This is a genomic window from Priestia sp. SB1 (assembly GCF_038898415.1).
Genome location: NZ_JBBJSS010000002.1, coordinates 863,277 through 889,357, shown reverse-complemented (window position 1 = coordinate 889,357; position 26,081 = coordinate 863,277). Strand labels below are relative to the sequence as shown.

Below are 26,081 nucleotides of genomic sequence, written 5' to 3'. Positions count from 1 at the left end.
TCTTTAAATATCAATATCAGCTTTATGAGAATTTTCTTCAATGAAACGTTTTCTTTCAGCAGGAGTGTCTCCCATCAAGGCTTCAAAGATGTCATTAACTAATTCAGTATCTTCAATTCTTACGCGAACCAAAAGTCTTTGCTCTGGATTCATTGTTGTTTCTTCAAGTTCGTTTGCGTTCATTTCACCAAGACCTTTGTATCTTTGAACAAAGCCGTTTGGAAACTCTGTTTTCGCTGTTTTAAGTTCTCCATCATTTCTAGCAAATTTGAGAATTTTACTACCGCGCTTAATACCATAAAGAGGGGGTTGTGCTATGTAAATGTGGCCGTTATCAATTAGTGGTTTCATATAACGATAAAAGAAGGTAAGAAGAAGAGTTTGAATATGAGATCCGTCTACATCTGCATCGGTCATAATAACAATTTTATGGTAGCGAATGTCTTCAATGTTAAAGTTATCACCCATACCCGCACCAATAGCAGCTGCAATGTTTCTAATTTCGGCATTATCAAGAATTTTTTTCAGAGACGCTTTCTCTACATTTAAAATTTTACCTCTCAGTGGCAAAATAGCTTGGAATACAGAATCAGCCGCTTTTTTTGCTGTACCTCCAGCTGAGTCACCTTCGACAATGTATAATTCTCTTAGTTCCGGAGGAGTACTTTGACGACAATCAGTTAGTTTAGGAGGTAATGAGAAAGAACTATCTTCGCGTTTTGATTGTTGACGAATAGCTTGTCTAGCACGTTTCAACGTCATACGCTCATTATAGGATTCCATTACTTTATCAAGAATTAAATTTAACTCTTTAGGATTTTCAGCTAAAAACTTAATGAATTGTTCTTGTACAATTTTTTGCACAATAGGTTTAGCTTCAGGGTTCCCGAGCTTTGTTTTTGTTTGACCTTCAAATTCAGGGTTTGGAACCTTGACAGAGATAACACTTACTAATCCAATTCTGGTGTCGCTACTTTCAAGTTGCTCGTCCCTTTGAGTGCTTTTAATTAAGTTCTTTTCATCAATAATTTGTTTAATAACTTGAGAAATAGCTGATTTAAAACCTGTTTCGTGTGTACCACCCTCATAGGTTTTAATATTGTTTGTAAAGCTTGTTATATGTTCTTTGTAATCGGACGTATATTGAAAACCTACTTCAACGCGAATATCATCTTGAATATCAGTTAAATGAATTACATTTTGATGAAGCGGGGTTCTTTTACGATTAAGATAAGTAATGTAGTCTAGAATTCCGTTTTCAAACAAGAATTCCGCAGATTGGTATTCACCATCCTCTTGAACCACACGTTCATCCGTCAAAGTTATTTTTAATCCGGCATTTAAAAATGCACATTCCCTTAGGCGGTTATAAATAGTTTGGTAATCAAATTCTGTTGTTTCTTTGAAAATTAAACGATCTGGTTTAAACCAAATAGTAGTTCCGGTATCGTTTTCATCCGTATCACCAATTACTTCTAATTTCTTAGTCGTTTCACCACGACTAAACTCCATATAATGAATTTTTCCTTCTCTACGAACAGTTACTTTAAAGTTCTCTGAAAGGGCATTAGTTACAGACGAACCTACACCGTGTAAGCCACCTGATGATTTATAAGCACTTCCTTCTCCACCGAATTTACCTCCAGCGTGAAGTACAGTCAAAACAACTTCAACTGTAGGGATACCTTTTTCTTTATGAATACCTACTGGAATACCACGGCCTCTATCAGACACAGTTATAGAATTATCAGAATGAATGGTTACGTTTATTTCTTTACCGAAGCCGCCCATATGCTCATCTATACTGTTATCTACAATCTCCCATACAAGGTGATGTAATCCTTTAGAAGATGTAGAACCAATGTACATACCTGGTCTTAATCTGACAGCTTCCAAGCCTTCTAAGACTCTAATTTGGTCTTCACCATATTGCTGTTTTTCGTTACTCAAGAAATTCACCTCAATTGGTTTATCTAAAAATCTGGAAAGGACTTCTTAAATATATTTTTAAGAAATTGTATGAAACCTTTATTTTAAAGGGAAAGCGAGGGGTTAGTATGACTGAATGGAGCGAAGATTTAAAATATAAAACTGGCTGGTTTGCTTGCAAGGTGACATCCGGACACGAAATGAAAGTAGCTAACGAGTTAAAGAAATTAATTCAACATCCTAAATGGAGTCAATATATATTTGATGTTTTTGTGCCTACAGAGAAAACAGTAGATAAGAAGGGGAAAGAGAAATTAAAAGTTCTTATTAAGGAGAATATTTATATAAAAATGGTACTTACACAAGATGTATATAGCGCTATTAAAATTGAAGGGTTTAGAACACCGCTCCCTCCAAAAGATCCGTCACCGGTTCCAGAAGAACAAATGCAGGGCTTATTCCGTTTTAGAAATGATTAAGCTATTGTGAGAAACGTTGTGTCTTGAAAGGTGATTAACTATTAAATTAATTACTAGAAAAAGAAAATAAAAAAATCTTTGCTTTTTAAAAAGCAAAGATTTTTTTATTTGTTGTTACGTGGTGGATTCCCGAAATAATTATAAAGCTTAAGGTTTTTGTCATCTACCCACATTCTTAAACCGTGTGAAAGCACAGTCATTTCATCTGCAGAAAGTTCTGAGGCCAAAAACGCTCTACCTGCATCTTCACGATTAAGAGGGATTTTTTTCCCTTCATCACTCATAGTATATATTTCACCTGCGAATAGAAAATCTTTTAAAGTATAAAGTTTTCCATTATGCACTAAATACGATTCATCTTCATTTAATGTAACTGTTTTAACGTCATTCCCTTGTCTATCTTTTATATTTATAACCTTTTCTTTTGGTTTTTCTGCCATAGCTCTAATAATACCTCCGTTAGGTTATATCTAATTAAGTAACGAGACTTAAGTTAACGATTCAATAAATATATGTAGTTTACCCTATAATAGCTAAATATATTTGCCTTTCTTAATTTCGTTTATTAGATACTTTTCTTTTAAAAACTCTATAAAATAAAATATAGTTACAAACTCAAGGAATTCCCAGGTTTCCTTAAGTAATATTTGACCTCATAATATCCTCAATGTTCCTCTTAGAAAGGTAGCTTCTGAAGCTGCCTTTTTTTTATGCGAAAATTCCTCCTTAACTTTTTTCCAGTACGAAAAGTAAATAAATTAGAATAGTACCTATTCAATTAAAAGGATACCAAGTTTAAAAAACAAAGAGAATAGTGTAATTCATATTTTATGTTACTTTCGCGACATATGAATTATATAACGTTTGCACGCATTTGTTAATCATAAAACACCTTATAATATAAGTTTTTATGAAATTTTATTATTTTTTGTAAAAAATGTACTTTTTAACGAGGATGGTACCGTAATGATCCCAAATAACAACAATAATTATATTAAATTAGAAAATATATACTTCAATGTTACTGGAGCAGATGGAGTAGGTAAAGACAGTGTTTTAAAAAACATTCTTAAATTACTAACCGGTTATAAGACATTTAGAGAACCTGGTGGCACAAAGGAAGCCGAAGTCATTAGAGAAATTATTCTATGTATTGATGATGATCAAAGGGAGAGTTTTTTCGAGCAAGTTAAAACGCTTAATTTACTCCCTTTAACAAAGGATTATATAAAAAAAGCTTACGATATATTTAAACAAAGCGGTAACCTTGACCAAGCAAATGATGAAACTGTAGGTTTAATGGAAGCTTACTTGTATGCTGCTTCAAGAAATGAGACGAACAACAAACTTGTTACACCATCATTAGAAGAGGGTTTGACAGTAATAGGTTCAAGAAGTGTAGCTTGCTCTATGGCATACCAAGCAAACGCTCGTAATTTAGGTTATGAAGTAGTGTGGAATATTAATAAGCCAGTACTAACTAAAACACCGGATTTTGAAATTTATTTAGATATCCCCACTGAATTAGCAATGGATAGGTTGAGCGATAGAACTGGCAAACAAGATCGTCTAGACAATGAGAGTTTTGAATTTCACAGAAAAACAAGAGAAGGGTACTTAGACTACTATGAAAAATACTGTCCTTATCCTGTTTATAAAATAGATGCATCAGGCACAATTGAAGAGAACACACTAAAAGTGCTTGATGTACTTAATAAATATAGCCAAAATTAAAAAATGATAGTACCGCTCTTAATTTGTAGAGTAGGTACTATCATTTTTTAATCTTGTTCTCGATCACGATTTCTCTTTTCACGATAGAGGATATAGCATTTCGCAGTTTGTGTAAAGCTTAGATCCATTAATGTATATTCAACTAAATCCTGTATTTGTTCAACGTTAGGTACATTCTCAATGTGTGAACGAACAATTCTTTCAATAACTGATTCTGTTACTTTTTTAGCAATATCAACATTTCCCTCATTAGATTCAATGAAGGTTTTTGAGATAGCATTTTGTATTCGATTTCTATCAAATTTTACAACACGGCCATCTCGTTTAGAACATTTTTTAATTGCATACATATTGAACACCTCCAAACTTAACTCTATGCTCTTATATGGTAATAGCAAAATAACGAAAAAAAAGAAAAAAAGAAAAAAGAAAGATTCTATCACTAAGACAGAATCTTTTTTGCTTTATTTTTTTCTCTCGTATATAGTTTGGAGTACTCCTTTTTCGTCCTCTTCAAAATGAAATTTGAAAGTCTCAAATTTACTAATTGAATTGAAATCATCCTTATTAAATGAATCATCATAAAGAACCATCTTTGTTCCATTAGGAATTTCTTCTTCCATTCTTTCTAATTTATTAACAAATAGAAGTCCTACCATTTTTTCTTTATGCTGCTTATAGAACTCTTCATCTTGAGTAATCATCCATAATGGAGAAGAAGGGACGGTTTCAAAAACCTCAAAGCCTTCGATAGCGGGTATAGCAGGACCAATTGGACCAACATCCTCTAAATCGTCTTCTTCAATTGTTTCTTCATCTTCATCCAGACCTAAATCTAATTCTTTAAGAGCCTCTTCTTCATCTTCAGGAATAGTGCTTTCTGTTCGGTTTAATACCGGTCTATCCATTAAAAGCTCCTTTAAATCTTTTCGAAGTTCTGTTCTATTAATTTCACCCTCAAATACAGGAACTAATAAATTTAATAACTCTTCCATAATAAACAGTCGTTCTTCTTTTGGTACATAATCTAAATATTGAGCGTGTCTACTTAAAGCTATTCGCGCATCTGCATAATCTTCAATTCCTTCTTCTTCAAGGAAATAAAGTAGGGTGAAAGCATCTAAAGAAATGGCGTTTTTCTTCAGCTTCTCAAAAATCACACCTGCATTTTCTTGATATGCCTCAAAGAGATCATTTACGTCCAAGTACCAAGGTTTTCCGTTTTTCTCTAATACAGGCATTCTTATCACCATTATTTTTATTTTAGAGATGTTTTGAAGTTTTCTACCCACTGACAATGTACCTTTTCGTCCAGCGTCATCCGGATCAAAAATAGAATAACCTGTTTTTAATTTTTTTGGATCTGCTTTTCGATAATTTTCAAGGATAACAGCGTGTTCATCTTTAAAACCCTTTGAACCCATTGTATTTAATATAGGTTTCTGTTTAAGGGATTCGTAAAGTCCAAGTTTTTTTAAAATAGCCTTAAGAGCTTCTTTTGTATTATCACCCTCTACAAAATAAAACTCTTCTTGGTTAACAATGTTTTGTAAACTAGTAGGAGTTTCATAGTAACCATCTAATCTTTTATGCTTAATCTTTGCGTTCTTATTAAAGTTCTTTCCATATAAACCAATGATTCTGTCTCCATATGTATAGGGAAGAATAGCGTGATTTCTATAAGCATCAATTATCCTACCGTCATCTAATTTAATACAGACTCGAGCGTTTAATATATCTTTATCACTGAACTTTAACTTTTTAAGCTTTTTATAAAGCATATCATTGTCGGGAGAAGATGGTGTAATTCCTATTTTGCTATTAATTTTATGTTCTTGAAACTCTTCTTTTGTATATACATACTTGAAGAAACGTTCCTCTAAATAATAGCGATCTATTTTGTCAGAGTATTTACCAATTTCAGTTGCTAGGAAATGATAGTAATCAACTGTTGCTTGTAAGATTTTTTGTTTTACATCTTCTTTGTATACAGCTTTCTTACTGACATCTGCAAGAGAAATACCTAATTCCTTTTCAAAATTTTTAACAAGGAATCTTACAGCAGGCCAAAAGAATATTTTCGATAATTCAAATTCCACTGCAACTTCTGGGCTTACTCCTAGAATTAAGCACATAACAAATTGAACGACATTTAAATGTATGTTTCTATCGGAACCGCATCCTCCGTAGCAATAAAATGAGTGGCTTTTATTGTGTAGTACAAAAGCATCTCCTTTTGTTTGCTTTTTTTGGTGCTCTGGAAATGGACAATATGTAGCGAAAGTATTTTGGTGGTCCTTAAAAACGGTACTTAAATTTCCTTTGTAATCAAACGCACCAGGTGCATTTTTTTTGAAAATCTCTTTGTCAAATTCAGGTGCATTAACACAAACTTTATAAACCGCTGATAGGGGAATACCCGATGCTTCAAATCTTTTTAGAAAATCTTTACCAGTCATTTTTGAGATTCACCTCTCCGTATTTTTAAAAAAGTATAATCAAAATCTTCATTTAGGTGGAAAAAAACTAAAATTAGAATTGAATATCCAAGACATCAGAATTACTAATGGCCAGCACTTGATCGTAATTTAAGAATCGAGCTTTATTATGAAAAATAAAGTGGGCTGGAAGGTATTCAGGAGGGGGTAAAATATATTTATATTTCTTAATTGAGGTAAGTGGTTGATTTAAAAAATAATGAATTCTTGCTTTCCCATTCTGGTAAAAGGGAACTCTATCTAGCTGCTCTTGAAATAATAAAGCAATATCACTTATCATATCGGACACTTCATCGTCAGAGAATTCTCCCTTAATATGAATAGAAGTCACAAATCCTTTTTGATTTCTTTCGAGCTTATAAACTCCAGCTTTTATAGCTAGCATTTGCATAGCGAGTTCATCTATTTGAGTAAAGGAAAAGAAGTAGCTGTACAACCACAAGTAATCCTTAAAACTGTTACGAAAAGGATGAGAAAAATATTTTTCCGACAAATGCATAAGAAGGTTATTTGCTTCTGAGTACATAGTAAATAAATTTGAAACAGTCCTTTCGAAGTTTTTCCAAAACTCCTCGAATTCTATATTCTCGTCTGTGAATTGATTTCTAATAGGGAAAAGATTGTGATTTGTAGAGGTATCTTTGCCTCCGTTAATAGTTAAATAAAATAACTTTACTGTATCGCACGGTTTATTAAATAAGATGACGTCTCGGTCAGCTCTATACGGAAACCCAAGATGAGAAATAGAATAAAACTGATTTTCTTTAAATAATCGTGGATGCAAGAAGCGAATCGGCCTTTTCTCACGCATTAACTTGTTATAGATGTTCTTTAGAGAATCAGGAGTTTCATTATGAGGAATAATCATTATTGGAAACTGCAACATTTCGAGCTGTGAGTAAAAATTGAAAAATCTAAACGTTGTCTTTGAAGGTTCAGCAGAGAATAACGTCTCTAGTACTAAAAATTTAATTTGTTTCTTTTCAAAAAAGTATTGAATAAACAAAAGTTTAGTATAAAATTCAGCAATTAGTAGCTGTGCTTCTTCTTCTGTCTTCTTCTTAGTTTGAATTTCATTTTCAACATAAATATCTATAAAATGAATAAGGGAAGGCAAATGAAATGTAACAAAAGGATTTTCTTTAATCGCATAGATAACAGCTGATAATAACCCGTTTAATGCATCTTCTGTATGCTTAGCGGGTTTTTTCATTGGAAAAGGGAAGTTAGCTTCAAACTTTTCAAGGGATTCAATTTGTCTGTTAATCTCAATGCGTTTCTCCATCCAATCAGTTGTCTGTAAAAATTTTTCTAACATCTTTAATTTATTTTTCTTATCCTGAATAATTCTTTGAACACCATATAGCGGCAGTTGCCTTATATCAGGTGTAAAGATTGGTGGAATGTGAAGTCCAAAGTTCTTTTCCAATAGTTCCATTTTAATAGCTTTACGCAAATCATAAGATACAGTCTCGTTAAACAGGTCTTTAAATTTCTTTGGCTCTGTAAAAGAGAAAGAAAACCTTTTTTCTTCAAAGGGAAGGCTCGTTAATTCCTGAAGAATGAAGGAGAGAGATAATAACTTCTCATTAGGGATTTGAGACACTTCGTTTTTTGATAGATATAAATTTAAGCACTGGACGTATGGATCAAAAGTTTTGGAATCAATCAAAAATTTCGGTTCGTTAAAAAAAGGTTTTTTATTTAAATTTACAAAATCATTAACGTCAATATTATCGACCCATTTTCCAGGGGTAAATCGTTCGGTATTCAATCTAACACACCCCCTTGGAGTTTTAAAAAGAAAGAGGAGGAGAACAAATGGCACAAATCGGTAAAGAATTAAAGAAAACAATTTCTCAATTCTCCAGCGCGTTTAAAAATGAAGATCAACCAGCTCAAGAGGAGAAAGATAAAGCTAAAACAGCTACAGCAACTGCTACTCCTGAAGTAAACGAGGAAACGGTTGAAAAATATCGTCGTACTTTAAACAAAGTAGAAAACGATTACTCAGGTAGAATTATTTCCTCTGTATCACAAAAGAACAAGCCACGCCGTGCGGTTTACATTAACGAGAGTAAAGCAGTTCGTGCAATGGAAATGAAAGAGAAAGATGATTCATACCTTGTAATTGATGAAATTCGCGATGGTCAACCAGTACTAGTGTTATTTGACTCAGTGGAGCCAGCTGTTCAAAAATCAATTCTAGATACAATTTACGGTGCTTGTCACTTAGGTAACATTGCTATTGAAAAGATTGGCGCACAAATGATCTTAATTGATCCAAATCTTAAGAAGTAATATTAAATGAGTCCTGTAAGGGCTCATTTTTTAGTTCCCCTCAATTTCCTTTATAGCTTTATCAATACAACTTTTACAAACAGGGAAGTAAAAGTTGTCCTTTTCTGCATTTATCGTTTTATCTTCTTCAGTCAATTGTTCGTAACATACTGTACAACTTGAGTATATTTGAGACAAAGTACACACCTCCTAATTTAAAATAAGATACCAAAAAAGGTTGAAAATACAAATAAAAAAGGCTGAAAAATTCAGCCTTTAATATTATTGCCTCTTTCAAGAAACCACTTTATAATTTTGCATTTCTAGTGAGACTCTATCATTCCATATACCGGCAGAGTAAACTACATCAATTTCTTTAAAACCTTCGCTAACATATTGTTCACAAAATTCTTTTCCTATTCCCCATAAAGCAGCTCTATAACGAGCGCTATCTTTTTGGAGATACACATTAGCATTTTCTTTATTTTTCATAGGAGTAGGAGCGGAGTATAGCTTATTATTCGGACTGAATAAGCGAATTTTGTAGAAAGTATCTCTAATAAAGTGAACGGTAGGTAATGTTAATTTGTTTAAGGGGATTTCTAACTCATAGAACAACGTATTAGAAAACTTAGAATCACCAAGTTCTAGTGCCGCATCTCTCATAGACTCGCGGAACACATCAAATTGTTCTAATGTTATAGTTAGACCCGCTGCCATTTCGTGCCCACCGTATTTATAAGCGCCCATCTTCTTTTCTGTCTTTTGAAGTAAGCTAAGAATATCTATACCTTCAGTAGAACGACAAGATCCGGTTAAAAATATTTGTCCATCGATTTCTTTTTCACACAATACAATAGCGGGAACATTGTATTGTCCGACCAGTCTACTAGCCACTAGACCAGCAATACCACTATGGTACTGAGGTTCCGCTTTAACTACTACAATCCGGTCTGTCCAAGATTTATCTTTATCTTTAAGAAACTCCACAATGCTCTCAGTAGCTTCTCTTTGTAACTCCTTACGGTCGGTATTATATTGTTCAAGAACAAGAGCTTTTTCTCTAGAAGCTTCTTCATCATCTTCTAAAAGATATTTCACAACAGGAAATGGACTATCTAATCTGCCAGCTGCATTAAATCGTGGCCCAAACACAAAGCCTAAAGCATTATGGTTAACTTCCTCTATTTTAGATATTTCTACAATAGAATTAACCCAAGGTTTAGGAGCTTGGTTCATTATCTGTAACCCGACCTTAGTCATCATTCGTACTTCACTGTCTTGGTAATCTATATCAAACTGTGGAACTAAATCAGCTACTAAACCAGTAGCAACTAGATCCAAATGTTGTGTTAAATCTACCTGCTTCCAACCATTTTTTATAAATAGTCCTTGAAGAAGCTTAAATATAACCGCTACACCGGATAAGCATTTATTAGGATAGTCACAATCAATACGTTTAGGGTTAACTACTGCATACGCACTTGGTATAACCATAGTTTCTCCATCTTTTTCAATAATGTCAGCGATTCCTCTGTATTGGCTTAACAACTCTTCATCAGCAGTTACAAAAGGTTCGTGGTGATCCGTAATTATTACATCAATTGGACAGTTATATACAGTTTCCATCTCTTTTATTCCAGTATCACCGGTAACAATTAAATCATATTGTTCTGCAAACTCTTTCATTTTTGTTGCATTCAATCCGTAACCGTCTTTATGGCGGTGGGGAACATAGTAATCTACGTGTATTCCTTTATCTCTTAGAACTTTTACAAACAGAGCTGTTGTTGTACAACCATCTGTATCATAATCACCAAAAAAGAGGATTTTCTCATTTTTAGCAAAAGCCTTTAATAAACGATCTAAAGCCTTTTCTAAATCTTTCATTTCGTAAGGGTGATGAAAAAGCTTTAAAGAAGGATTCAAAAAACCATCTACACCTTTGTCATTAACTCCTATGTATTCTAATACTCTTTTGTAATTGTCAATGTCTGTAGGTGTAGCGTAAGGGTACAGACTATTTAATCGTTCAATTGAAATCAAAACAAATTGCTCCTTCTTTCTTTTTTTATAATTATATAGCCAGCAATTTTACGAGTGGAAAAAACATTTTGGAGGGTTCTGAAGTTGGATAGAGTAAATAAATTTTATGAATTACCTGAGTTTAGGGACTTGCGAGGTTTACCCGAAAAGCTTGTAGAAAAAGAACAAGAATTAGACGAAAGTTTAGGGGATAGCTACACGTTCTCTAAGAAAATTTATACAGGGAACGGCAGTAGTATTTACTTAGGAAAAATTAATAGTTGGTACTTCTTATCGGGACCCAACAGAGATTTTGAAGTCTTTGAAGACAAAAAATTAATTTTACTGCATATAAAACAGCGGTTTGATGAAGCTGTTAGATCTGCAGAACAAGCGGGAGAAATTGATTCCAGTTGGAAAGGCTTTTGGAATCGAGAAATTGAATCATTATAAGTTCATTTAAATGTGAACTTATTTTTTTTTACAATCCCTGATAGTGAAGAGTTAAAATATTAGAATCAAAACAAGAGGGAGCGTTCATATTGAGTTTAGAGAAATTAAATGAGCACATTCAGCAGGAGTTACAAAAAAGGGAAGTCTCTGAAGATATGGCTAACTTACAGAAAGAAGTATATGAATTAGTTGTAATAAGAGAGGCGAAAATTAATTCACTTCAAGAAGCTTTAGCGGCAGTTAAATTCGTAGGGATAGAGTCTCCTATCTTAGAGGAAGAACTAAATGCTCTAAGACAGCAGTTAAAAAAAGACAAAGCATATCTAACTGAAAAAGTTGAGAGTCTAATTAACAACACTTTTAAGGAAGACTTCATTAAGATTACAAAGAAGACTAAGTTTCTACAAAAAGAATTAATAACTCACGCTACATTCAACAAAATAAACGAGCATACTATTCACACTCCATACGTCCTAAATCTTTTAAAAGAATCAACAAATGAAGAACTGTTACGCTTATCTCCTTATAAAATTGCTGAACTAATCCAAACAGAAACGAAATATTCTCAAATTAGAAAGTTCGTAGAACTTTATAAACTGGAAACAAAGGAATCAAAAATTGATAAGTGGATTACTACTTTTGCCAAAAATAATGATGCTAATGAACACCAACAAATACGCCTACACTTCACTGAAGTTAAGGGGATGTTACAATTGGGGTTTTCTACAACAGAAATGCTTCAAGACATAGCTGTACAGTGGTCTAAAAGGCTAGGGTATTCCGGTGATGTTAAGAACGATGCCGATACACAAGGAGCTGTTAAAGAAGTAGTAAACATCTTGAAGGAAGAAGCTGCAATAGTAATTTAATATATACAAAAAAAGAGCGCTAATCATTGGCGTTCTTTTTTTTATGTGTTAGATTTTCGGAATAATCGAAAGGGGAGATAGTATGGTTTTTCTACTAGTTGTAGCACTATTAATTTTAGTCTTATTTATAAACCTAAATAAACGTATGGGAAAAATCATAGAGACTTTGCCGGAGGATCTCAACGATGAAGACTTAATAGAATTACCAAATGAGAAGGCTTACTACGATGAGACGAATAAAGCTATTATAGATTTGAAGAAGAAGATTGATAAAGCAGGAATAGACAACAAAGATATAGTAGAAATAAGATCACTTAAAAAATTAATATCAAAAGGTTACACCGATTGGGAAGGAGTTCAGGAAGAACTCTCTCAGATGATAGAGGAAAGAACGGCATTTGTTAGCCAAGGGAATTTTTACCCTAGAGAATATGCATTTGATATAAACAGAATGCGAACTGAAATAGAAAAAGCGCGAGAATTTCAGCTAAACAATCCCCTTAAATCTTTAGAAGAGATAAAGGCATTTATAAAAGAACAAAAAGACAAAGTCTCTTTCTATAAAGAAATAAAAGGGAAAGTAGAAATAATGCTTATTAAATTAGAGAAATACGAAAAAGGCTTAAAAACCAAAAAAGAAACTGTTCCTTATTTTAATAAAAAACAAGAACTTTTTATTCACTTGCAAAATGGTGATTTAAAAGCGGCTAACAAAATATTAAAAGAGCTAAAAGGAAGGGTTAAAAATATTAGCTAGCCACAAAATCGCTAACAAACTTTTGCACAATTTTTTCCGCTTCTACATAAAATTGATGTTTTTTATCTACAGTGTTTTCAGATCCATTCTTTTTCACTCGAACAGCGTGTGAAATGTTTGTTGGATCAAATACGTGTAAAAAGAATACCAATTCATCTTCAGGGTTATGATCATCGAAAATTGATAAACAGTATCTTTTAGATACAGATTCATACTCGAAAGACCAACCTCTAAATCCATCTTGTTTTAATTTTTTATTTATTTTCTTAGTATTTAAAGCAGTCATCTGCATTTTTAGTCCCTCCATATGTACGGCCACAATAAAAAAATTTAATTTATCTCTGTATGTTATTATTATGAATTTCATTATATATCAAAGAAATAAAAATGGTAAAAAACCGTTTCTTGAAAAAGAAAAAGTTTTTTACCTTATTTTTTTCTCACTACTTTTTTAATATGTGTTAAATTAAATAAATGCTAAAAAATATAAAAGGTATGGTGGTTTCGAACACTTAAATTTCTATTTTACGTATTGTGTTTAAGTTTTATGTAAATATAGGTTTGCCTTTTGGGAATTTAATGACTATTAATTAACAAGTCATTAATAAATATTTATTTATATTGAATAGATGAGTAAATTTGGCGTTTCCCTGGAGTAAATTAAATTTTTCTGCTTATTTTTTTCCTAGGGAAAATGAAAAAATAATATAATCAAACAAATAGCATACATATACAATTTTATATAACTGGCAGTGTGCCCATTTCGTTAATGGTAGGCTTTAATGAAATGCAAAAAAGACGCAAAAGAATTGTTAGAGTTTCCCGTCAACCTCGCTCACGACTCACCATCGTGATGTAAGCCCGTTAGAGGGGCGTTAGCTACCCAGATTGAACCTAAATTTTAAAAAGACTACTCAAGTATAGAGTGGTCTTTTTTGTTAGTAGTAAAACATCCCGTGCTCGTTGCTTAAGTGCAAGGTGGATTGTGGTATGTTTCGTGGTTGAAACGACTGGTAAAGCGAGACCTGGGCAGTTCAGGAGTGCTTAAGGAGCACATACTGGTATCACAATGTGGCGGCTCCATACGCTAAAAACAGGAGTGCTTTTTGCCGAATTCCACCCTCATAGTGAAGGGTGAATTCTGGGCTTCACCACCACACATCAGGATATGCTCTAACCCATTAAATTCTGTCAAACAGCTTAGTTCTGTTATTAATAACTTTGTCTAACTTAATATCTGAGTCAGATACCTTGTTAAATTCCTCAATTGTTTCTTTTAATTCATCTAAGATTTTTAAATACTTAACTCGAGTATCAACATCAAGAACAGGATAACGTTCAACTTGATCATAAAGAGTTTCATACATATCAAGAGGAGTCACGGTATCACTCGAGGTTCTAACTAGGGAAATAGCGAGAGCATTGAGTATAAAGCGGGGGGAGATACCTTGCATACCATCACGAAGCTTATCATTATCAGTAGAGTAGCGAGTGGAGATAGCAAAGATAGAAGCTAAGCGAACAGCACCAGGATGAACTTTAACTCCTTTTACAACTAATTTAGTCTTAAGCGCAGAGTGGTAAATCATCTCTTCATATTTATACGACATATTGTATGGCATCTGTACAATATAGAGACGATCAACAATTGCTTCATTTTCTTTTACAGCAATAAAACGATAGAATTCACCTTCATTAGTATGAGCTATAAGACATTCGTCAACGAATTGGAGGGGGAATCTAGGTGTTTTAAATTCTCTTTCTTCTGCTAAAGTTAACAGGATGTGCAAGAAAGCAGCATCAGCTTTTAGAACCTCAATAAATTCCATAATACCTCTGTTGGCTTTATGAAGTTCACCGTTAAAATCATATGCCCTAGGGTCAGCTTCATTACCTATTTCTTCAACTCTTCTTAAGTTAGGTGCACCCCATAATTCAGACATATCATTCTCTTCTGCTGGAGCGAAAGTACCTATACCATTACGGCTATCCTCATCCACAAAAAACCTTTCAACGTTAACGTGTGATATATTGTTTTTCCAGTCGTGATCAAGTTTGTGTTTACAAAAGGGGCACAATTTCCCTTCTATTTTCACACCGTACCTTTCCCATATTTCTTTTCTGGTTTCTTCATCCTCAATTAAGTGCAATGGATCCTCATTAATAGGGCAACCTTGAATCTTATACATAGCTCCCTTTTCATTTTTAGAGTAATCAGCAAGACCTTTTTTTATAAAGGATAAAAACATACTTTTCCCGCCACCTGGGGGACCTAAAAAGAATAGTATACGTTTCTTAATATCTAGTCCCATACTAGCGGCTTTAAAATAATCCATTATCTGTGCTATTTGCTTTTCGGCACCAAACATCCTACCTCGAAAAAAGTTATAATGAACTTTTCCTTTTTCATCTTCGTAAGTACCATATGACATAATCATATCGTAGACTCTCTGGACAGCATTTCGTGCTAGTAGTGGATTTTCCATAGCTTTAGCATAATAGGAATCAAACGTCATTTCTTCTTTAGACATTACTTTTCCTTTTTGACCAATAGATTGTAAATATTGTTCGTTAGAAGACAATCAGAACACCTCCAATTAATATTTAGATGGTCTGATTATAAACATTTTACTCAAAAGTCAAGCTAATGCAGGATTAACCTTTTTTCTCATTAAAAAGGCTAAATCAAAATGACTTAGCCTAGTTAATAGTAAAATAAAGAGTCCTTGTATTTGGGCATCTAAAACAGTATAGGACACCGCTATTCCAGCTGATTTGGAATTCTTCATCTGTATCAAGTTGGAAGACAAATTCAGTAGGTTTCTTACAACATTGACATTTAAATACCTTAGGATCAGAAATGAATTCAGGATAACCACTAATTAAACTATAAGGTTCAGTAGCTAGATAATTTTCATTCCATCTTAGAGATTCGTAGTAGTCTTCAGCTTGTTCGTTGTTGTCATTGTGCATTGTCAGTATTTGATCGTGCATTTCTTTATTGTATAGCGGGAGGAGAGCCCAGTTTGGAATTGACCAAGATGGTTCGTATTTAATTTCTACAAAAGGTAGTGTTTTGGGACCTAATTGAGTCTTTACACAATGTTCCATACTAGGGTTATGATATTCAATGGTGTTAATAATAGGTATAAAATTCTCCAGTTCACAAGAGCACTGATAATATGTTCTTAACACTATATTTCCATCGCTAGTAACTTCTCTAAGTTGCATAAAGAAAATCATTTCTTTTTTGCATTCAGAGCAAGTTGGCCACTTATCGTCATTCGTAAAATAAGGATATCCACCTAAATGAGATTCGTTGTTAGGCTCCTCATTTTTATATTTTAAAAACAGCATATTTAAAGATGGCTTTTTAATAGGTTTCATCAGTTCAGCTAAATTAATGTTTTGGGACAATGAAGATTCCCCCCTTAAGAAGAAAAGTAATTTTTAATAATGGATACAATTTTTTCTGAAGTCTTTCCATCCCCATAAGGATTTCTGTTTCTTGAAAATGATTGATAATAACTAGGTTGTTCAAGTAATTTTATACTTTCATTAATAATTGTTTCTGTATTAGTTCCAACAAGCTTTAACGTGCCAGCCTCAATACCTTCAGTTCGTTCAGTAGACTTTCTAGCAACTAGTACAGGCTTTTTTAGGGCAGGTGCTTCTTCTTGAATTCCACCTGAATCAGTAATGATAAAATAACTACTATTCATTAATTGAGAGAATACGTAGTAGTCTAGCGGTTCTAGAAGGTGTACCCGAGGATCTTTAGATAGAGAAGCATAAACTTTTTTTCTAACTGCAGGATTTTTATGAATGGGAAATACAAATTGAATATCATTATATTCCTTAATCAAATGATTTACAGCACTGTAGACGCCATTTAATTCTTCTAAATTCTCTCTCCTATGCGTAGTAAGCAATATTGTATGATAAGGATTTTCTATAATAGATTTAATTTCTAATGGAATATCTAATTTTTTTGAAGTGACATCAAAAAGAGCATCTATCACTGTATTTCCAACAACAAAAATATCTTTTTCGTTTACCAATTCAGCTAACAAATTGCTTTTATTTGTCTCTGTAGCAGCAAAGTGAAGAGTAGTATATTTACCAACTACTTGCCTGTTCATTTCTTCAGGAAAAGGGGAGTATCTATCAAAAGTTCTAAGTCCCGCTTCAATGTGCCCAACAGGGATTTGACGAAAGAAGGCAGCTTGAGCTCCGGCTAAAGTAGTAGCCGTGTCACCGTGAACTAAAACAATATCTGGTTTTTCCTTATCAAGAATTTTTGACAATTCCACAAGTATAACTGCAAGTATTTCTTCTAACTTTGGCTTACGCTCCATTATGTTAAGGTTATAGTCGGGTTCTACTGAAAATAGCTCTAATACTTGGTCAAGCTGTTCTTTATGTTGTCCGGTATTTACAAATATAGATTCAAATGCAGAGTCATTTTTAAGCGCCTTCACAAGAGGAATCATTTTAATTCCTTCTGGACGAGTACCTATTACAGACATTACTTTTATTTTTTTCAAAGTCTTCACCTCAAAATTTTCCGATACAATTCTTAACATTTATTTATTTTATTTTTTGGAATTCCCTTGAAAATTAGATAAAGAAAAGCGTACTGAAATCTAAGCTCAGTACGCTTTTTTGTCTATTAACTAGCCTTTATTTGATCATTCTCATAAGAAATTAAGATTTGTGTTACTACTTCTTTTTCTAATGAAAAATCAATTACTAAATCTTCAATTTCTTTACGAAACACTCTATTAAGAAGTTCTCTAGCCCCATATTCAGGCTTAAAACCTTTTTCAACTAAAACCGACTTAACTTCTTCTTCAATATGAAGTGTTATACCATTTTTGGATAAATGGTTTTTATATTTTTGAATTCTGATATCTAAAATCTTTTCAATGTCTGCTTTAGATAAAGAATTAAAAGTAACCACTTCATCAAGTCTGTTTATAAATTCTTTTCTATATGCTTCATTTAGTGCTTCCTTTGTAACATCATTCGGCTGATCACTTTGAAAACCTAGATTGCTTTTCTTTTGAGTACCGATGTTGCTTGTAAGGATAATAATAGTATTTCTGAAATCAATTACATTATTTTTTGAATCTGCAATTTCTCCCTCGTCAAATATTGATAAAAAGATATCAGAGATTCTAGGGTGCGCTTTCTCAAACTCGTCAAGCAAAATAATAGTATTAGGGTTTTTACTTACAGCCTCAGTAAGTCTTCCGTTTTGTTCAAACCCAATATATCCTGGGCTAGTACCAATTAATTTTGAAAGAGAAGCTTGCTCCATATATTCACTCATATTAAGTCTAATCATTGCATCTTCGCTAAACATTAAATTCTTAGCCAAAAGCTTAGCTGATTCTGTTTTTCCTACACCAATCGGACCAGCAAAGAATAAAACTATTGGTTTTTTCTTTTCTGTTAATTCACTTCTGAAATGTTTTATTGCCCTTGATAAAGTATTAACCGCACTAGCTTGACCAATTAATTCCCTATTTAAATCTTCCTCAAGATTTCTTAATTGTTTCTTTGCTTCAAAAGATAGTTTACCCACAGGTAAATTTGTAATTTGTTCAATAACTTTTAAAGCAATATCATCAGTTACTATAGGTCTTGTAATATCCATAGAGATTTCATATTCCTTTTTTACGCTGCCTAAAACATAATCACTATCCAATTCTTCATATATAACCTCAGTAGAAGTTTTTTTATCTTTTTTAAGGGAGGTCAGAGAAGCCGCACTACAGGCTTCATCTAAAACATCAATGGCCTTTTGAGGAAAGTTGCGTTTTTTCATATATTTGTCCGATAATTCCACAATTACGGAAAGAGCATTTTTAGCTACTTCTACGTTATGAAATCTTTCGAAAGAAGGAACCGTTGTATTTAACACCTCAAGTGTTTGCTCTTTATTAAGAGGTTTAATTTCAATGCATTTTAGGTGGTTATTTAACAGCGTATTTGTCTTTATAGTTTCCTCATATTTTGAGGTTTCTGTTACTATCATTACTTTAAATTTGTTCGCTTCTAGATACGGAAGCAGCACAGAAGAAATATCATAACCAACAGAGGGCATCTTACCAGAACCAATAAGGTTACACGTATTATTTATATATAAGATGTCTGATGACTTAAGACTCTCAAATATACTCTTAGCACGTTCAATAAGTTCTGTTCGCTTTTCTACACTATTAGTAAGGCTAATGTCATCTAAGGAATAAATATTGTGACCTTCCAAGGTGAGAATTTGGTTATTTAAAATCTTTTGTGCAAGTAATTCTACAATAGAATGTTTTCCTGCTCCTAATTCACCTACAATAACAGGAATGTTTTCCCGCTTCTTTCTAATTATCTGAGCAATTCGCTCAACCTCCAGATCTCTATACAATATATCTCTGTAGTTTCTTTGAATTTTCTCAGTTAGATTAATAAGATACTCATTGCATTTATTACTTCCATCTATATGTAAGTCACCTTTACCGCTTTGATTACTTGTAGCTTTAATTTCTTCTCCCGTTACTTCTAATCCTAATGTCATTACTAAATCTTCCTCCTTAAAATTTCCTTTTTCATATAAATTTATTTTAGTAGAAAGATTTTAAAAAAAATAAAAAAATAGAAAAAAGCAGGAGCTTCTTTCTATTTTAAAACATACTTTTCTTTATCTTTTTGAACTACATTTTTCTTTTTAGAACGTCTTTGGAAAAAATAAAACACTTCTACAAATATTACTGCGAATGTGCATATTGTTGCGAAATAAGTTGCAATTATAACAAGGTTAAAAGTTCTAAAAGAAGAAGAAAGTAAATAATCTACGGTATAAACACAAAATAATGCCGATAGAAAACCCACAAATAACATTCTAAACAAGGATATTACTATTTGTAGCGGAATACCGATAAGTAATTTCATTAATAATCACCTTTCTAAAATCCTGTATTTATACCTTCTTTGCCGAAAAAGAAAAAAAATCCTAAGCGTTATTTAAATATTTATTAATTTGGGTTATCCAATAAAAAGCCCAAAGGAGGAATGTTCCTTGAAGAAAAAATTATTATTTAGTACGGCCGCTTTTTTAATGGTAGCTCCTTTATCTAGTGTGCACGCTGAAACAGTACACACAGTTCAAAAAGGGGAGACTTTATTTAGCGTAAGCCAAAAATATAAAGTTAGCGTTTCTCAACTAATGAGTTGGAATAACTTAAAAAGTAATAGTATTTATACAGGGGAAGTTCTAAGTGTTAGTAACCCTCAAAGTAGTAATACACAGGACATAACAGGAGTTCAAACTTACTATGTAAAAAAAGATGATACTTTATGGAGTATTGCTACGAATTATAAAACAACAGTTCAGCAATTAATGTCTTTAAATAAGATGTCTACTTCTTCTGTATTTGTAGGTCAAAAGCTGGTTGTTGCTCAAACAAACGTTTCTCCAACTAACCCTACTTCTCCATCGACAAGTATACAAACATATACAGTTAAAGCAGGGGATACACTCTTTAGCATTAGTAGAAATTATAATGTGACAGTAAACAATATTATGGGTTGGAACAACCTAAAATCATCATCTTTATATGTAGGGCAAAAACTCTCCCTAAATGCTTCTACAACCTCTCCATCAACACCAACAACACCCACAACACCTTCAAAGGTATATGCAACGGTAGCTGCTACTTCTCTTAACCTAAGAAACTCACCAAACGGATCAATTATTACTGCAATGCCACAAGGAGCGAAAGTAGAAGTTATTCAAACTTCTAGCGGATGGAACCAAGTTAAATATGGAAATTATACTGGTTGGGCTTCTATTAGTTATTTAAAGCTAGTAGCAAGCGGTGATAGCACTCCAACAACCCCAGCTACACCTCCACCAATTACAACAGTTAATTATGCTTACGTAACCGCTAGTGCTTTAAATATGAGAACATCACCCAATGGTTCAGTGGTAACAGTACTACCTAATGGTGCTAAAGTACAGGTTGTTTCTACATCCGGTAACTGGAGCAACGTAAAGTACGGTAGTTATTTAGGTTGGGTTTCTAGCGACTACTTAGGAGCAAATAGCGGAAGCTCACCAATAAGTTCTTCTGGCAAGGTTGTAGTATTAGATCCTGGTCACGGCGGTGCTGATGCAGGAGCAGTAAACGGAAGTTATTATGAAAAAAACCTGACTTATGCTCTAGCAACTAAAGCGAAGCAGTACTTAGAAAATATGGGATATAGAGTATACGTAACTAGAACTTCTAGCGGCAGCTGTCTTCCGGTTTATACTTTAACTCCTGATTTACAGTGTCGAGTAGATAAAGCAAAAACATATGATGCTGATGCTTTTGTAAGTATTCATATCAATGCTGCTGTACCTGGAGCGATAGGTACTGAAAGCTACTATAATGCTAACTCAAGTTATGATGGTTCTATGAATAAACAGCCAAGTAACAGTAAAGTTCTTGCACAAACAGTACATAGCTACTTCCAACCTCAAATGGGAAGTACGGATCGTGGAGTTCACGATAGTTCCCTGTATGTTTTAAGAAAAAATACCGTTCCTGCAACACTTATAGAAATTGGATTTATCTCTGATTACAGGGACTTAAATAAAATGATTAACGATACATACCAAAATAGTATTTCTAATGGAATTGCTAAAGGAATAAATGCTTACTTTGCAAAAGTGAATTAATAAAAAAGGTGGGGAAACCCACCTTTTTTCTATACAAGGGAAGGTGAAATTAGAAAATATTGAAAGTTAGTTGGCAAGGAGAGTGTTTATAATGAATAATCAACAAGATTTATACTTAGCGGCTAAAACAGCATTATTGGATAGAGGAGTAGACTTAAATGAGCTAGCAATTTTAGTGTGCAATGCTCAAAGAAAGCATAATCCAGAAATCACGGAAGAAATAGCAATGCATCACATAAATTCAGTGTTAAAAAAGAGAGAAATACAGCACGCTATCTTAACAGGTATAGCACTCGATGTAGCAGCAGAACAAAAATTATTACCCGAACCGCTTTTAGGTATTATTGAAAGAGACGAGGGTTTATACGGTGTAGATGAAACATTAGCAATGTCTATAACAGGTTGTTATGGAAGTATTGCTAGCTCAAACTTTGGATATTTTGATATTACTAAACCAGGTATTATCGGCTTGTATAATGACAAGAAAGCAAAGCCTGGAGAGGTACATACCTTTTTGGATGACATACTTTGTTCAATTGTAGCGGCCTCCTGCAGCCGATTAGCTCATAGAAATGGCTAACTAAAATTAGTTATAAATAGTCGAAAAAGCCTTTATCTTTGATTGGTGTAAGATAAAGGCTTTTAAAAAAAATAAACAAAAATTGTTATTTTAGAATTGAAATATGCTATAAAATTAATACTTTTATAATGTTTAATATGGATAGAAGTAAAAAATACTTTAAGCAAAATAAATTTAAAACGAAAAGGGGTTTGTTAAATGAAAAATAAAGCACTAATTATTTCAGGAGTTGCAGCTGGTCTAATTTTAATATATGGAGTTACGTCATATAACGGTTTAGTCGTAGCGCAGGAGAACGTCAGTAATAAATATTCTCAAGTTGACAATCAGCTAAAAAGACGTGCTGATTTAATACCTAATCTTGTTGAATCGGTAAAAGGTTACACAAACCACGAGCAAAAAGCAATAGATTCAGTAACTAACGCAAGAGCTCAACTAGCTGGAGCTAAAACACCTGCAGACAAAGTAGCGGCTGATCAAGAACTAAGTGGAGCATTAAGTCGATTACTGGTAGTAGCAGAAAATTACCCTAATTTAAAAGCTGACAAAAATTACCAATCACTTATGGATTCGTTAGAGGGGTCGGAAAATAGGCTATCTATAGCAAGAAAAGACTATAATGACAAAGTGACTGTTTATAACAATAAGATTAAAAAGTTCCCTAAAAACATCATAGCTAATTTGTTTAACTTCGATAAAAAAGAATATTTCGAAACTACTGAGCAAGAAAAAGAAACTCCGAAAGTTGACTTTGGGAGCGATAATTAATGAAATTATTAGCGCCATTTGTTTTTATAATTGCGCTATTATTTAATACGTCAAGTGTTGCGTTTGCTGCTTCCGACATACCTAAACCAGTAGGAGATATCTACGTTCAAGACTTTGCTAATATCCTTAACGAAGAAGAAAAGTCAGAAATTATTGATATGGCAGAGAAGCTAGATGATGAAACTGAAGCTCAAATAGGGATACTAACAGTCAATTCATTAAATGATTCTGACATAGAGAGCTTTTCAAACGAAGCGTTTAGAGAATACGGTTTAGGGAGTAAGGAGCTTAATAATGGTATATTAATTATATTAGCTCTAAAAGAAAAACAGGTTCGTGTAGAAGTCGGATATGGTTTAGAAGGAAGAGTAACTGATATTAAGTCAGGAGAAATTCTTGATAACTATGCAATTCCATACTTAAAAGATAAAAAGTATGATAAAGCAATAATGAATACATACAAAGCTGTATATAACGAAGCAGCTAAAGAATACGAATTGGGAAAAGATTTTCAACAAAAAGTTTCTAAAGCACCACATTCATCTAAAGAAGAGTCTGGACTAAAGGCTTGGCAAGTTATTCTTATTGTCATTGCAGTAATTATTTTGATTATACTAGACTTTATATTTTTTAAAGGAGCAATCACTGAAGCTGTACTTTATATGCTATTGTCAGCAAGAGGTGGAGGCGGAGACGGCCCACGCGGAGGCGGTGGAGGTAGTTCTGGTGGTGGCGGTGCTAGCAGAGGATGGTAAAAGGGGCTCTCATTTAGTGAGAGGCTCTTTTTTATGCCAGCATTTTCTTCTGCATAAATCCTTTTAAGTTGTTAAATACGTTTTTGCATTTATTTGGTAAAATGGATGCAAGGACTTTCAACAGCCAATTAAAAAGGGGATTGAGAAGATGAGCTTTTTAGATAAACTCTTTGGAAACAAAAAACAAGAAAACCAACCAGTAAATCAAGACGAAAAAAAAGAGTTATTGGAACAAAGAAAAGGAGATGAATTAGCCGATGATACTAATGAAAGTGCAGAATTAGAAAGTGCTATTAACCTTGAGTCGCTTGGAGACTTAATAACTTTTTCATCTGGTCCCGTAGGCGTTACTACTGGGAGCACCGCAACAGATTTTTATGTATATGAATGGTTTATTAAAGAGACAGGCGAAATATTCTATGTTGGCAAGGGACGTGGTAACCGCTATAAAGCGCACCACGAAAGAGCATATGAAGCCGAGAAAATTCGTGGAATGTATGACACAGATGTTCGATTTGTAAAGAAAGGCTTAACCGAAGAAGAAGCAGTAGAGTTGGAATCTCAAGAAATGACTAGAATTTTAAACGAAACAAATGATAGACTAACAAATCGTATGATTCCATTCTTCACTAAGAGAGGTAACGGTTATGATCGTAGCAGCAACACACCTTCTTTTCAATTTGAAACAGCTCCAACTCTTTACGTAAACGAAATAGAAGAACATTATTATAATTTAAAACCTCAATTATTTGATAAAGTTATTCTTGAAAGCTTAAAGGCTCCAGTATTTATGAATTGGAACGTTGATGATCAAGTAAACACTATTTATGGTGGGAACGTGGAAAAATACTTAAGTGAAACTAAAAGCTTATTATTAAAAAACGGCAGCAAAGTACTTAAAAGTCAATATGCAAAATCCACTACTGCTTGGATTTATATAGGCGATGAATCTGTCACTAAATATGATTTATTTCAAAAAAACGCATTAGATAGAATCGGAAGAAAGATACCAACGTATCATTTAATTGATGTATGGAGATTTTTAAAAGATAATACAGATGAATTCCCTACTGTTTCACCAATTAACGAGCTAACTAATCTTAACCCCACTCATAATCGTGTTCCCTTAGAGGGAATAAAGAATTTGTATGATGTGAGCAAAGGTTTTGATGAGGGTATGCCGTATTGGCAAGAAGGTGACAAGGAGCGAAAAAAAGGTAACTTAGAACGCGCAATTGAGTTATTTGATTTGGCCCGATACAACGGTTATGAGGCCCCGGCACTGTATAAATCATACACAATGGCTTTTAGAAAACTTAAAGATTATGACAATGAAATTGCAATTATTGACGAAGCAATTGAACGTTCCCAAACAACGGATGGCGGCGTAAATGAGTCTTTTATTCTGGAAATAAAAGAACGCAGAGAAAAAGCTATTTTATTAAAAAAGAAAAAAGAAGGTATAAACTAACCTGTAATCACGAGTTTGCTTGTGAAAAAGCTTATCACTTATGCATACAAAAATTTAAAAATAAACTAATGTAATGAATTAAAAAACCCTCATAAACTCCTCTATTACAGGATTTATAAGGGTTTTTTAATTACTCATTTTTTCTAACGATACTCAAAAAGGTAAATCGTCATCGCTAATATCAATAGTTTCGGTGCTGTTATTTGCAAAAGGATCTTCATCTACTCTAGTATAGCCTTGATTACCTTGTTGTCCGTTACCGCTACCACTACCACCTTGAGAAGCGTTACGATTTCCTCCACCACGGTTTCCACCTTGTGAGCTGTTATTGCTACTACCTCCAGGGTTTCCGCTGCCGCTCTTTGGTTCAAGGAATTGAACTGATTCTGCTACTACCTCAGTGACATAAACACGTTTTCCGTCCTGTCCTTCAAAGCTACGTGTTTGAATACGTCCATCAATCCCTGCTAGACTACCTTTTTTAAGGAAGTTTGCTACATTTTCTGCTTGTTTTCTCCAAACTACACAGTTAATGAAATCTGCCTCACGCTCACCACTTTGATTAGTAAAAGTTCTATTAACTGCAAGTGTAAAGGTTGCTACAGCAACACCACTTGGCGTATATCTAAGTTCTGGATCTTTAGTCAATCGACCAACTAAAATTGTACGGTTCATCATTATATATCAATCTCCTCGTTTTTAAAAAACTGCTATGAATATGTCTCAAACTGATTATAGAGGAAAAAGAAAAATAAGTGGAAAAA

General features: G+C 33.4%; 24 protein-coding genes. 11 read left to right on the top strand and 13 right to left on the bottom strand.

Translation table 11 applies throughout. The features are described from left to right. Positions 1-3: 3 nt before the first annotated feature. The gene (locus WKH56_RS10240) at positions 4-1,950 is read right to left on the bottom strand and encodes a DNA gyrase/topoisomerase IV subunit B (RefSeq protein WP_342835540.1); all 1,947 of its coding nucleotides are present in this window, start codon (positions 1,948-1,950) and stop codon (positions 4-6) included. 107 nt (positions 1,951-2,057) lie between these two features. On the opposite strand from WKH56_RS10240, the gene WKH56_RS10235 reads away from it, so the two are divergent. Next, a complete protein-coding gene (locus tag WKH56_RS10235) occupies positions 2,058-2,408 on the top strand; it encodes a transcription termination/antitermination NusG family protein (RefSeq protein ID WP_171778688.1) in 351 nt (116 codons plus the stop codon). Positions 2,409-2,512: 104 nt separating this feature from the next. Here the strand turns inward: WKH56_RS10235 and WKH56_RS10230 are convergent, their stop codons facing one another. Then, positions 2,513-2,848, bottom strand: coding sequence for a hypothetical protein (locus WKH56_RS10230; protein ID WP_342835539.1), 336 nt, complete (start codon positions 2,846-2,848; stop codon positions 2,513-2,515). A gap of 526 nt (positions 2,849-3,374) precedes the next feature. Here WKH56_RS10230 and tmk point away from each other — a divergent pair. Next, positions 3,375-4,142: a dTMP kinase gene (tmk, locus tag WKH56_RS10225; protein ID WP_342835538.1), complete on the top strand. Its 768-nt coding sequence runs from the start codon at positions 3,375-3,377 to the stop codon at positions 4,140-4,142. Positions 4,143-4,189: 47 nt separating this feature from the next. On the opposite strand, the gene WKH56_RS10220 is transcribed toward tmk, so the two are convergent. The 3 genes from WKH56_RS10220 to WKH56_RS10210 all read right to left on the bottom strand — a co-directional run bounded on the left by WKH56_RS10220 (position 4,190) and on the right by WKH56_RS10210 (position 8,495). Continuing rightward, positions 4,190-4,492, bottom strand: a complete 303-nt coding sequence (locus WKH56_RS10220) for an ATP cone domain-containing protein (RefSeq protein WP_342835537.1) — start codon at positions 4,490-4,492, stop codon at positions 4,190-4,192. A gap of 114 nt (positions 4,493-4,606) precedes the next feature. After that, on the bottom strand, positions 4,607-6,601 hold the full coding sequence (locus WKH56_RS10215; protein WP_342835536.1) for a hypothetical protein: 1,995 nt from the start codon (positions 6,599-6,601) through the stop codon (positions 4,607-4,609). 73 nt (positions 6,602-6,674) lie between these two features. Then, positions 6,675-8,495, bottom strand: a complete 1,821-nt coding sequence (locus tag WKH56_RS10210) for a pyruvate formate lyase family protein (RefSeq protein WP_342835535.1) — start codon at positions 8,493-8,495, stop codon at positions 6,675-6,677. Between WKH56_RS10210 and WKH56_RS10205 the strand changes: the two genes are divergently transcribed. Continuing rightward, a complete protein-coding gene (locus WKH56_RS10205) occupies positions 8,462-8,941 on the top strand; it encodes a cell division protein SepF (RefSeq protein ID WP_316910906.1) in 480 nt (159 codons plus the stop codon). The two genes, WKH56_RS10210 and WKH56_RS10205, sit on opposite strands and share 34 nt — an antisense overlap. Positions 8,942-9,214: 273 nt before the next feature. Here WKH56_RS10205 and WKH56_RS10200 read toward each other — a convergent pair whose 3' ends face one another. Then, positions 9,215-10,966 carry a single-stranded-DNA-specific exonuclease RecJ gene (locus WKH56_RS10200; RefSeq protein ID WP_342835534.1) on the bottom strand — a complete coding sequence of 584 codons (1,752 nt, stop codon included), beginning with the start codon at positions 10,964-10,966 and terminating at the stop codon, positions 9,215-9,217. 84 nt (positions 10,967-11,050) lie between these two features. Between WKH56_RS10200 and WKH56_RS10195 the strand changes: the two genes are divergently transcribed. From WKH56_RS10195 to WKH56_RS10185, 3 genes are all read left to right on the top strand, one after another. Then, a complete protein-coding gene (locus WKH56_RS10195; RefSeq protein WP_316910908.1) occupies positions 11,051-11,398 on the top strand; it encodes a hypothetical protein in 348 nt (115 codons plus the stop codon). A gap of 89 nt (positions 11,399-11,487) precedes the next feature. Continuing rightward, positions 11,488-12,267 carry a hypothetical protein gene (locus WKH56_RS10190; protein WP_342835533.1) on the top strand — a complete coding sequence of 260 codons (780 nt, stop codon included), beginning with the start codon at positions 11,488-11,490 and terminating at the stop codon, positions 12,265-12,267. An 82-nt stretch (positions 12,268-12,349) separates the two neighbouring features. After that, on the top strand, positions 12,350-13,024 hold the full coding sequence (locus tag WKH56_RS10185; protein ID WP_342835532.1) for a hypothetical protein: 675 nt from the start codon (positions 12,350-12,352) through the stop codon (positions 13,022-13,024). On the opposite strand, the gene WKH56_RS10180 is transcribed toward WKH56_RS10185, so the two are convergent. From WKH56_RS10180 to WKH56_RS10155, 6 genes are all read right to left on the bottom strand, one after another. Beyond that, positions 13,017-13,316 (bottom strand): hypothetical protein, encoded by a 300-nt coding sequence (locus WKH56_RS10180; protein ID WP_342835531.1) that lies wholly within the window; start codon positions 13,314-13,316, stop codon positions 13,017-13,019. The two genes, WKH56_RS10185 and WKH56_RS10180, sit on opposite strands and share 8 nt — an antisense overlap. An 889-nt stretch (positions 13,317-14,205) precedes the next feature. Then, positions 14,206-15,606 carry a hypothetical protein gene (locus tag WKH56_RS10175; protein WP_342835530.1) on the bottom strand — a complete coding sequence of 467 codons (1,401 nt, stop codon included), beginning with the start codon at positions 15,604-15,606 and terminating at the stop codon, positions 14,206-14,208. Positions 15,607-15,724: 118 nt separating this feature from the next. Continuing rightward, positions 15,725-16,441 carry a DUF1963 domain-containing protein gene (locus WKH56_RS10170; protein WP_342835529.1) on the bottom strand — a complete coding sequence of 239 codons (717 nt, stop codon included), beginning with the start codon at positions 16,439-16,441 and terminating at the stop codon, positions 15,725-15,727. A 14-nt stretch (positions 16,442-16,455) separates the two neighbouring features. Then, positions 16,456-17,571, bottom strand: a complete 1,116-nt coding sequence (gene wecB / locus WKH56_RS10165; RefSeq protein ID WP_342835528.1) for a non-hydrolyzing UDP-N-acetylglucosamine 2-epimerase — start codon at positions 17,569-17,571, stop codon at positions 16,456-16,458. 125 nt (positions 17,572-17,696) lie between these two features. Next, positions 17,697-19,598 carry an AAA family ATPase gene (locus WKH56_RS10160; protein ID WP_342835527.1) on the bottom strand — a complete coding sequence of 634 codons (1,902 nt, stop codon included), beginning with the start codon at positions 19,596-19,598 and terminating at the stop codon, positions 17,697-17,699. A gap of 101 nt (positions 19,599-19,699) precedes the next feature. Continuing rightward, the gene (locus WKH56_RS10155) at positions 19,700-19,972 is read right to left on the bottom strand and encodes a hypothetical protein (RefSeq protein WP_342835526.1); all 273 of its coding nucleotides are present in this window, start codon (positions 19,970-19,972) and stop codon (positions 19,700-19,702) included. A 127-nt stretch (positions 19,973-20,099) separates the two neighbouring features. Here WKH56_RS10155 and WKH56_RS10150 point away from each other — a divergent pair, with 127 nt between their 5' ends. The 5 genes from WKH56_RS10150 (at position 20,100) to WKH56_RS10130 (ending at position 25,317) form a co-directional block, all read left to right on the top strand. Further along, positions 20,100-21,743: a LysM peptidoglycan-binding domain-containing protein gene (locus tag WKH56_RS10150; RefSeq protein WP_342835525.1), complete on the top strand. Its 1,644-nt coding sequence runs from the start codon at positions 20,100-20,102 to the stop codon at positions 21,741-21,743. Positions 21,744-21,834: 91 nt separating this feature from the next. Further along, a complete protein-coding gene (locus WKH56_RS10145; RefSeq protein ID WP_342835524.1) occupies positions 21,835-22,323 on the top strand; it encodes a phosphatidylglycerophosphatase A family protein in 489 nt (162 codons plus the stop codon). Positions 22,324-22,521: 198 nt separating this feature from the next. After that, positions 22,522-23,091 (top strand): LemA family protein, encoded by a 570-nt coding sequence (locus WKH56_RS10140; protein WP_342835523.1) that lies wholly within the window; start codon positions 22,522-22,524, stop codon positions 23,089-23,091. Next, complete coding sequence (locus tag WKH56_RS10135) at positions 23,091-23,846, top strand: TPM domain-containing protein (protein ID WP_342835522.1); 756 nt, start codon at positions 23,091-23,093, stop codon at positions 23,844-23,846. Before WKH56_RS10140 ends, WKH56_RS10135 begins: the two co-directional genes overlap by 1 nt. A gap of 148 nt (positions 23,847-23,994) precedes the next feature. Beyond that, positions 23,995-25,317: a GIY-YIG nuclease family protein gene (locus WKH56_RS10130; RefSeq protein WP_342835521.1), complete on the top strand. Its 1,323-nt coding sequence runs from the start codon at positions 23,995-23,997 to the stop codon at positions 25,315-25,317. Positions 25,318-25,470: 153 nt separating this feature from the next. Here WKH56_RS10130 and ssb read toward each other — a convergent pair whose 3' ends face one another. After that, positions 25,471-25,992 (bottom strand): single-stranded DNA-binding protein, encoded by a 522-nt coding sequence (ssb, locus tag WKH56_RS10125; RefSeq protein ID WP_481861962.1) that lies wholly within the window; start codon positions 25,990-25,992, stop codon positions 25,471-25,473. Positions 25,993-26,081: the final 89 nt, after the last annotated feature.

Coding starts and splice junctions, on each gene's coding strand:
- WKH56_RS10235 (WP_171778688.1), top strand. CDS start 2,058: ATGACTGAATGGAGCGAAGATTTAAAATATAAAACTGGCTGGTTTGCT.
- WKH56_RS10230 (WP_342835539.1), bottom strand. CDS start 2,848: ATGGCAGAAAAACCAAAAGAAAAGGTTATAAATATAAAAGATAGACAA.
- tmk (WP_342835538.1), top strand. CDS start 3,375: ATGATCCCAAATAACAACAATAATTATATTAAATTAGAAAATATATAC.
- WKH56_RS10220 (WP_342835537.1), bottom strand. CDS start 4,492: ATGTATGCAATTAAAAAATGTTCTAAACGAGATGGCCGTGTTGTAAAA.
- WKH56_RS10215 (WP_342835536.1), bottom strand. CDS start 6,601: ATGACTGGTAAAGATTTTCTAAAAAGATTTGAAGCATCGGGTATTCCC.
- WKH56_RS10205 (WP_316910906.1), top strand. CDS start 8,462: ATGGCACAAATCGGTAAAGAATTAAAGAAAACAATTTCTCAATTCTCC.
- WKH56_RS10185 (WP_342835532.1), top strand. CDS start 12,350: ATGGTTTTTCTACTAGTTGTAGCACTATTAATTTTAGTCTTATTTATA.
- WKH56_RS10180 (WP_342835531.1), bottom strand. CDS start 13,316: ATGCAGATGACTGCTTTAAATACTAAGAAAATAAATAAAAAATTAAAA.
- WKH56_RS10160 (WP_342835527.1), bottom strand. CDS start 19,598: ATGACATTAGGATTAGAAGTAACGGGAGAAGAAATTAAAGCTACAAGT.
- WKH56_RS10155 (WP_342835526.1), bottom strand. CDS start 19,972: ATGAAATTACTTATCGGTATTCCGCTACAAATAGTAATATCCTTGTTT.
- WKH56_RS10145 (WP_342835524.1), top strand. CDS start 21,835: ATGAATAATCAACAAGATTTATACTTAGCGGCTAAAACAGCATTATTG.
- WKH56_RS10140 (WP_342835523.1), top strand. CDS start 22,522: ATGAAAAATAAAGCACTAATTATTTCAGGAGTTGCAGCTGGTCTAATT.
- WKH56_RS10135 (WP_342835522.1), top strand. CDS start 23,091: ATGAAATTATTAGCGCCATTTGTTTTTATAATTGCGCTATTATTTAAT.
- WKH56_RS10130 (WP_342835521.1), top strand. CDS start 23,995: ATGAGCTTTTTAGATAAACTCTTTGGAAACAAAAAACAAGAAAACCAA.
- ssb (WP_481861962.1), bottom strand. CDS start 25,992: ATGAACCGTACAATTTTAGTTGGTCGATTGACTAAAGATCCAGAACTT.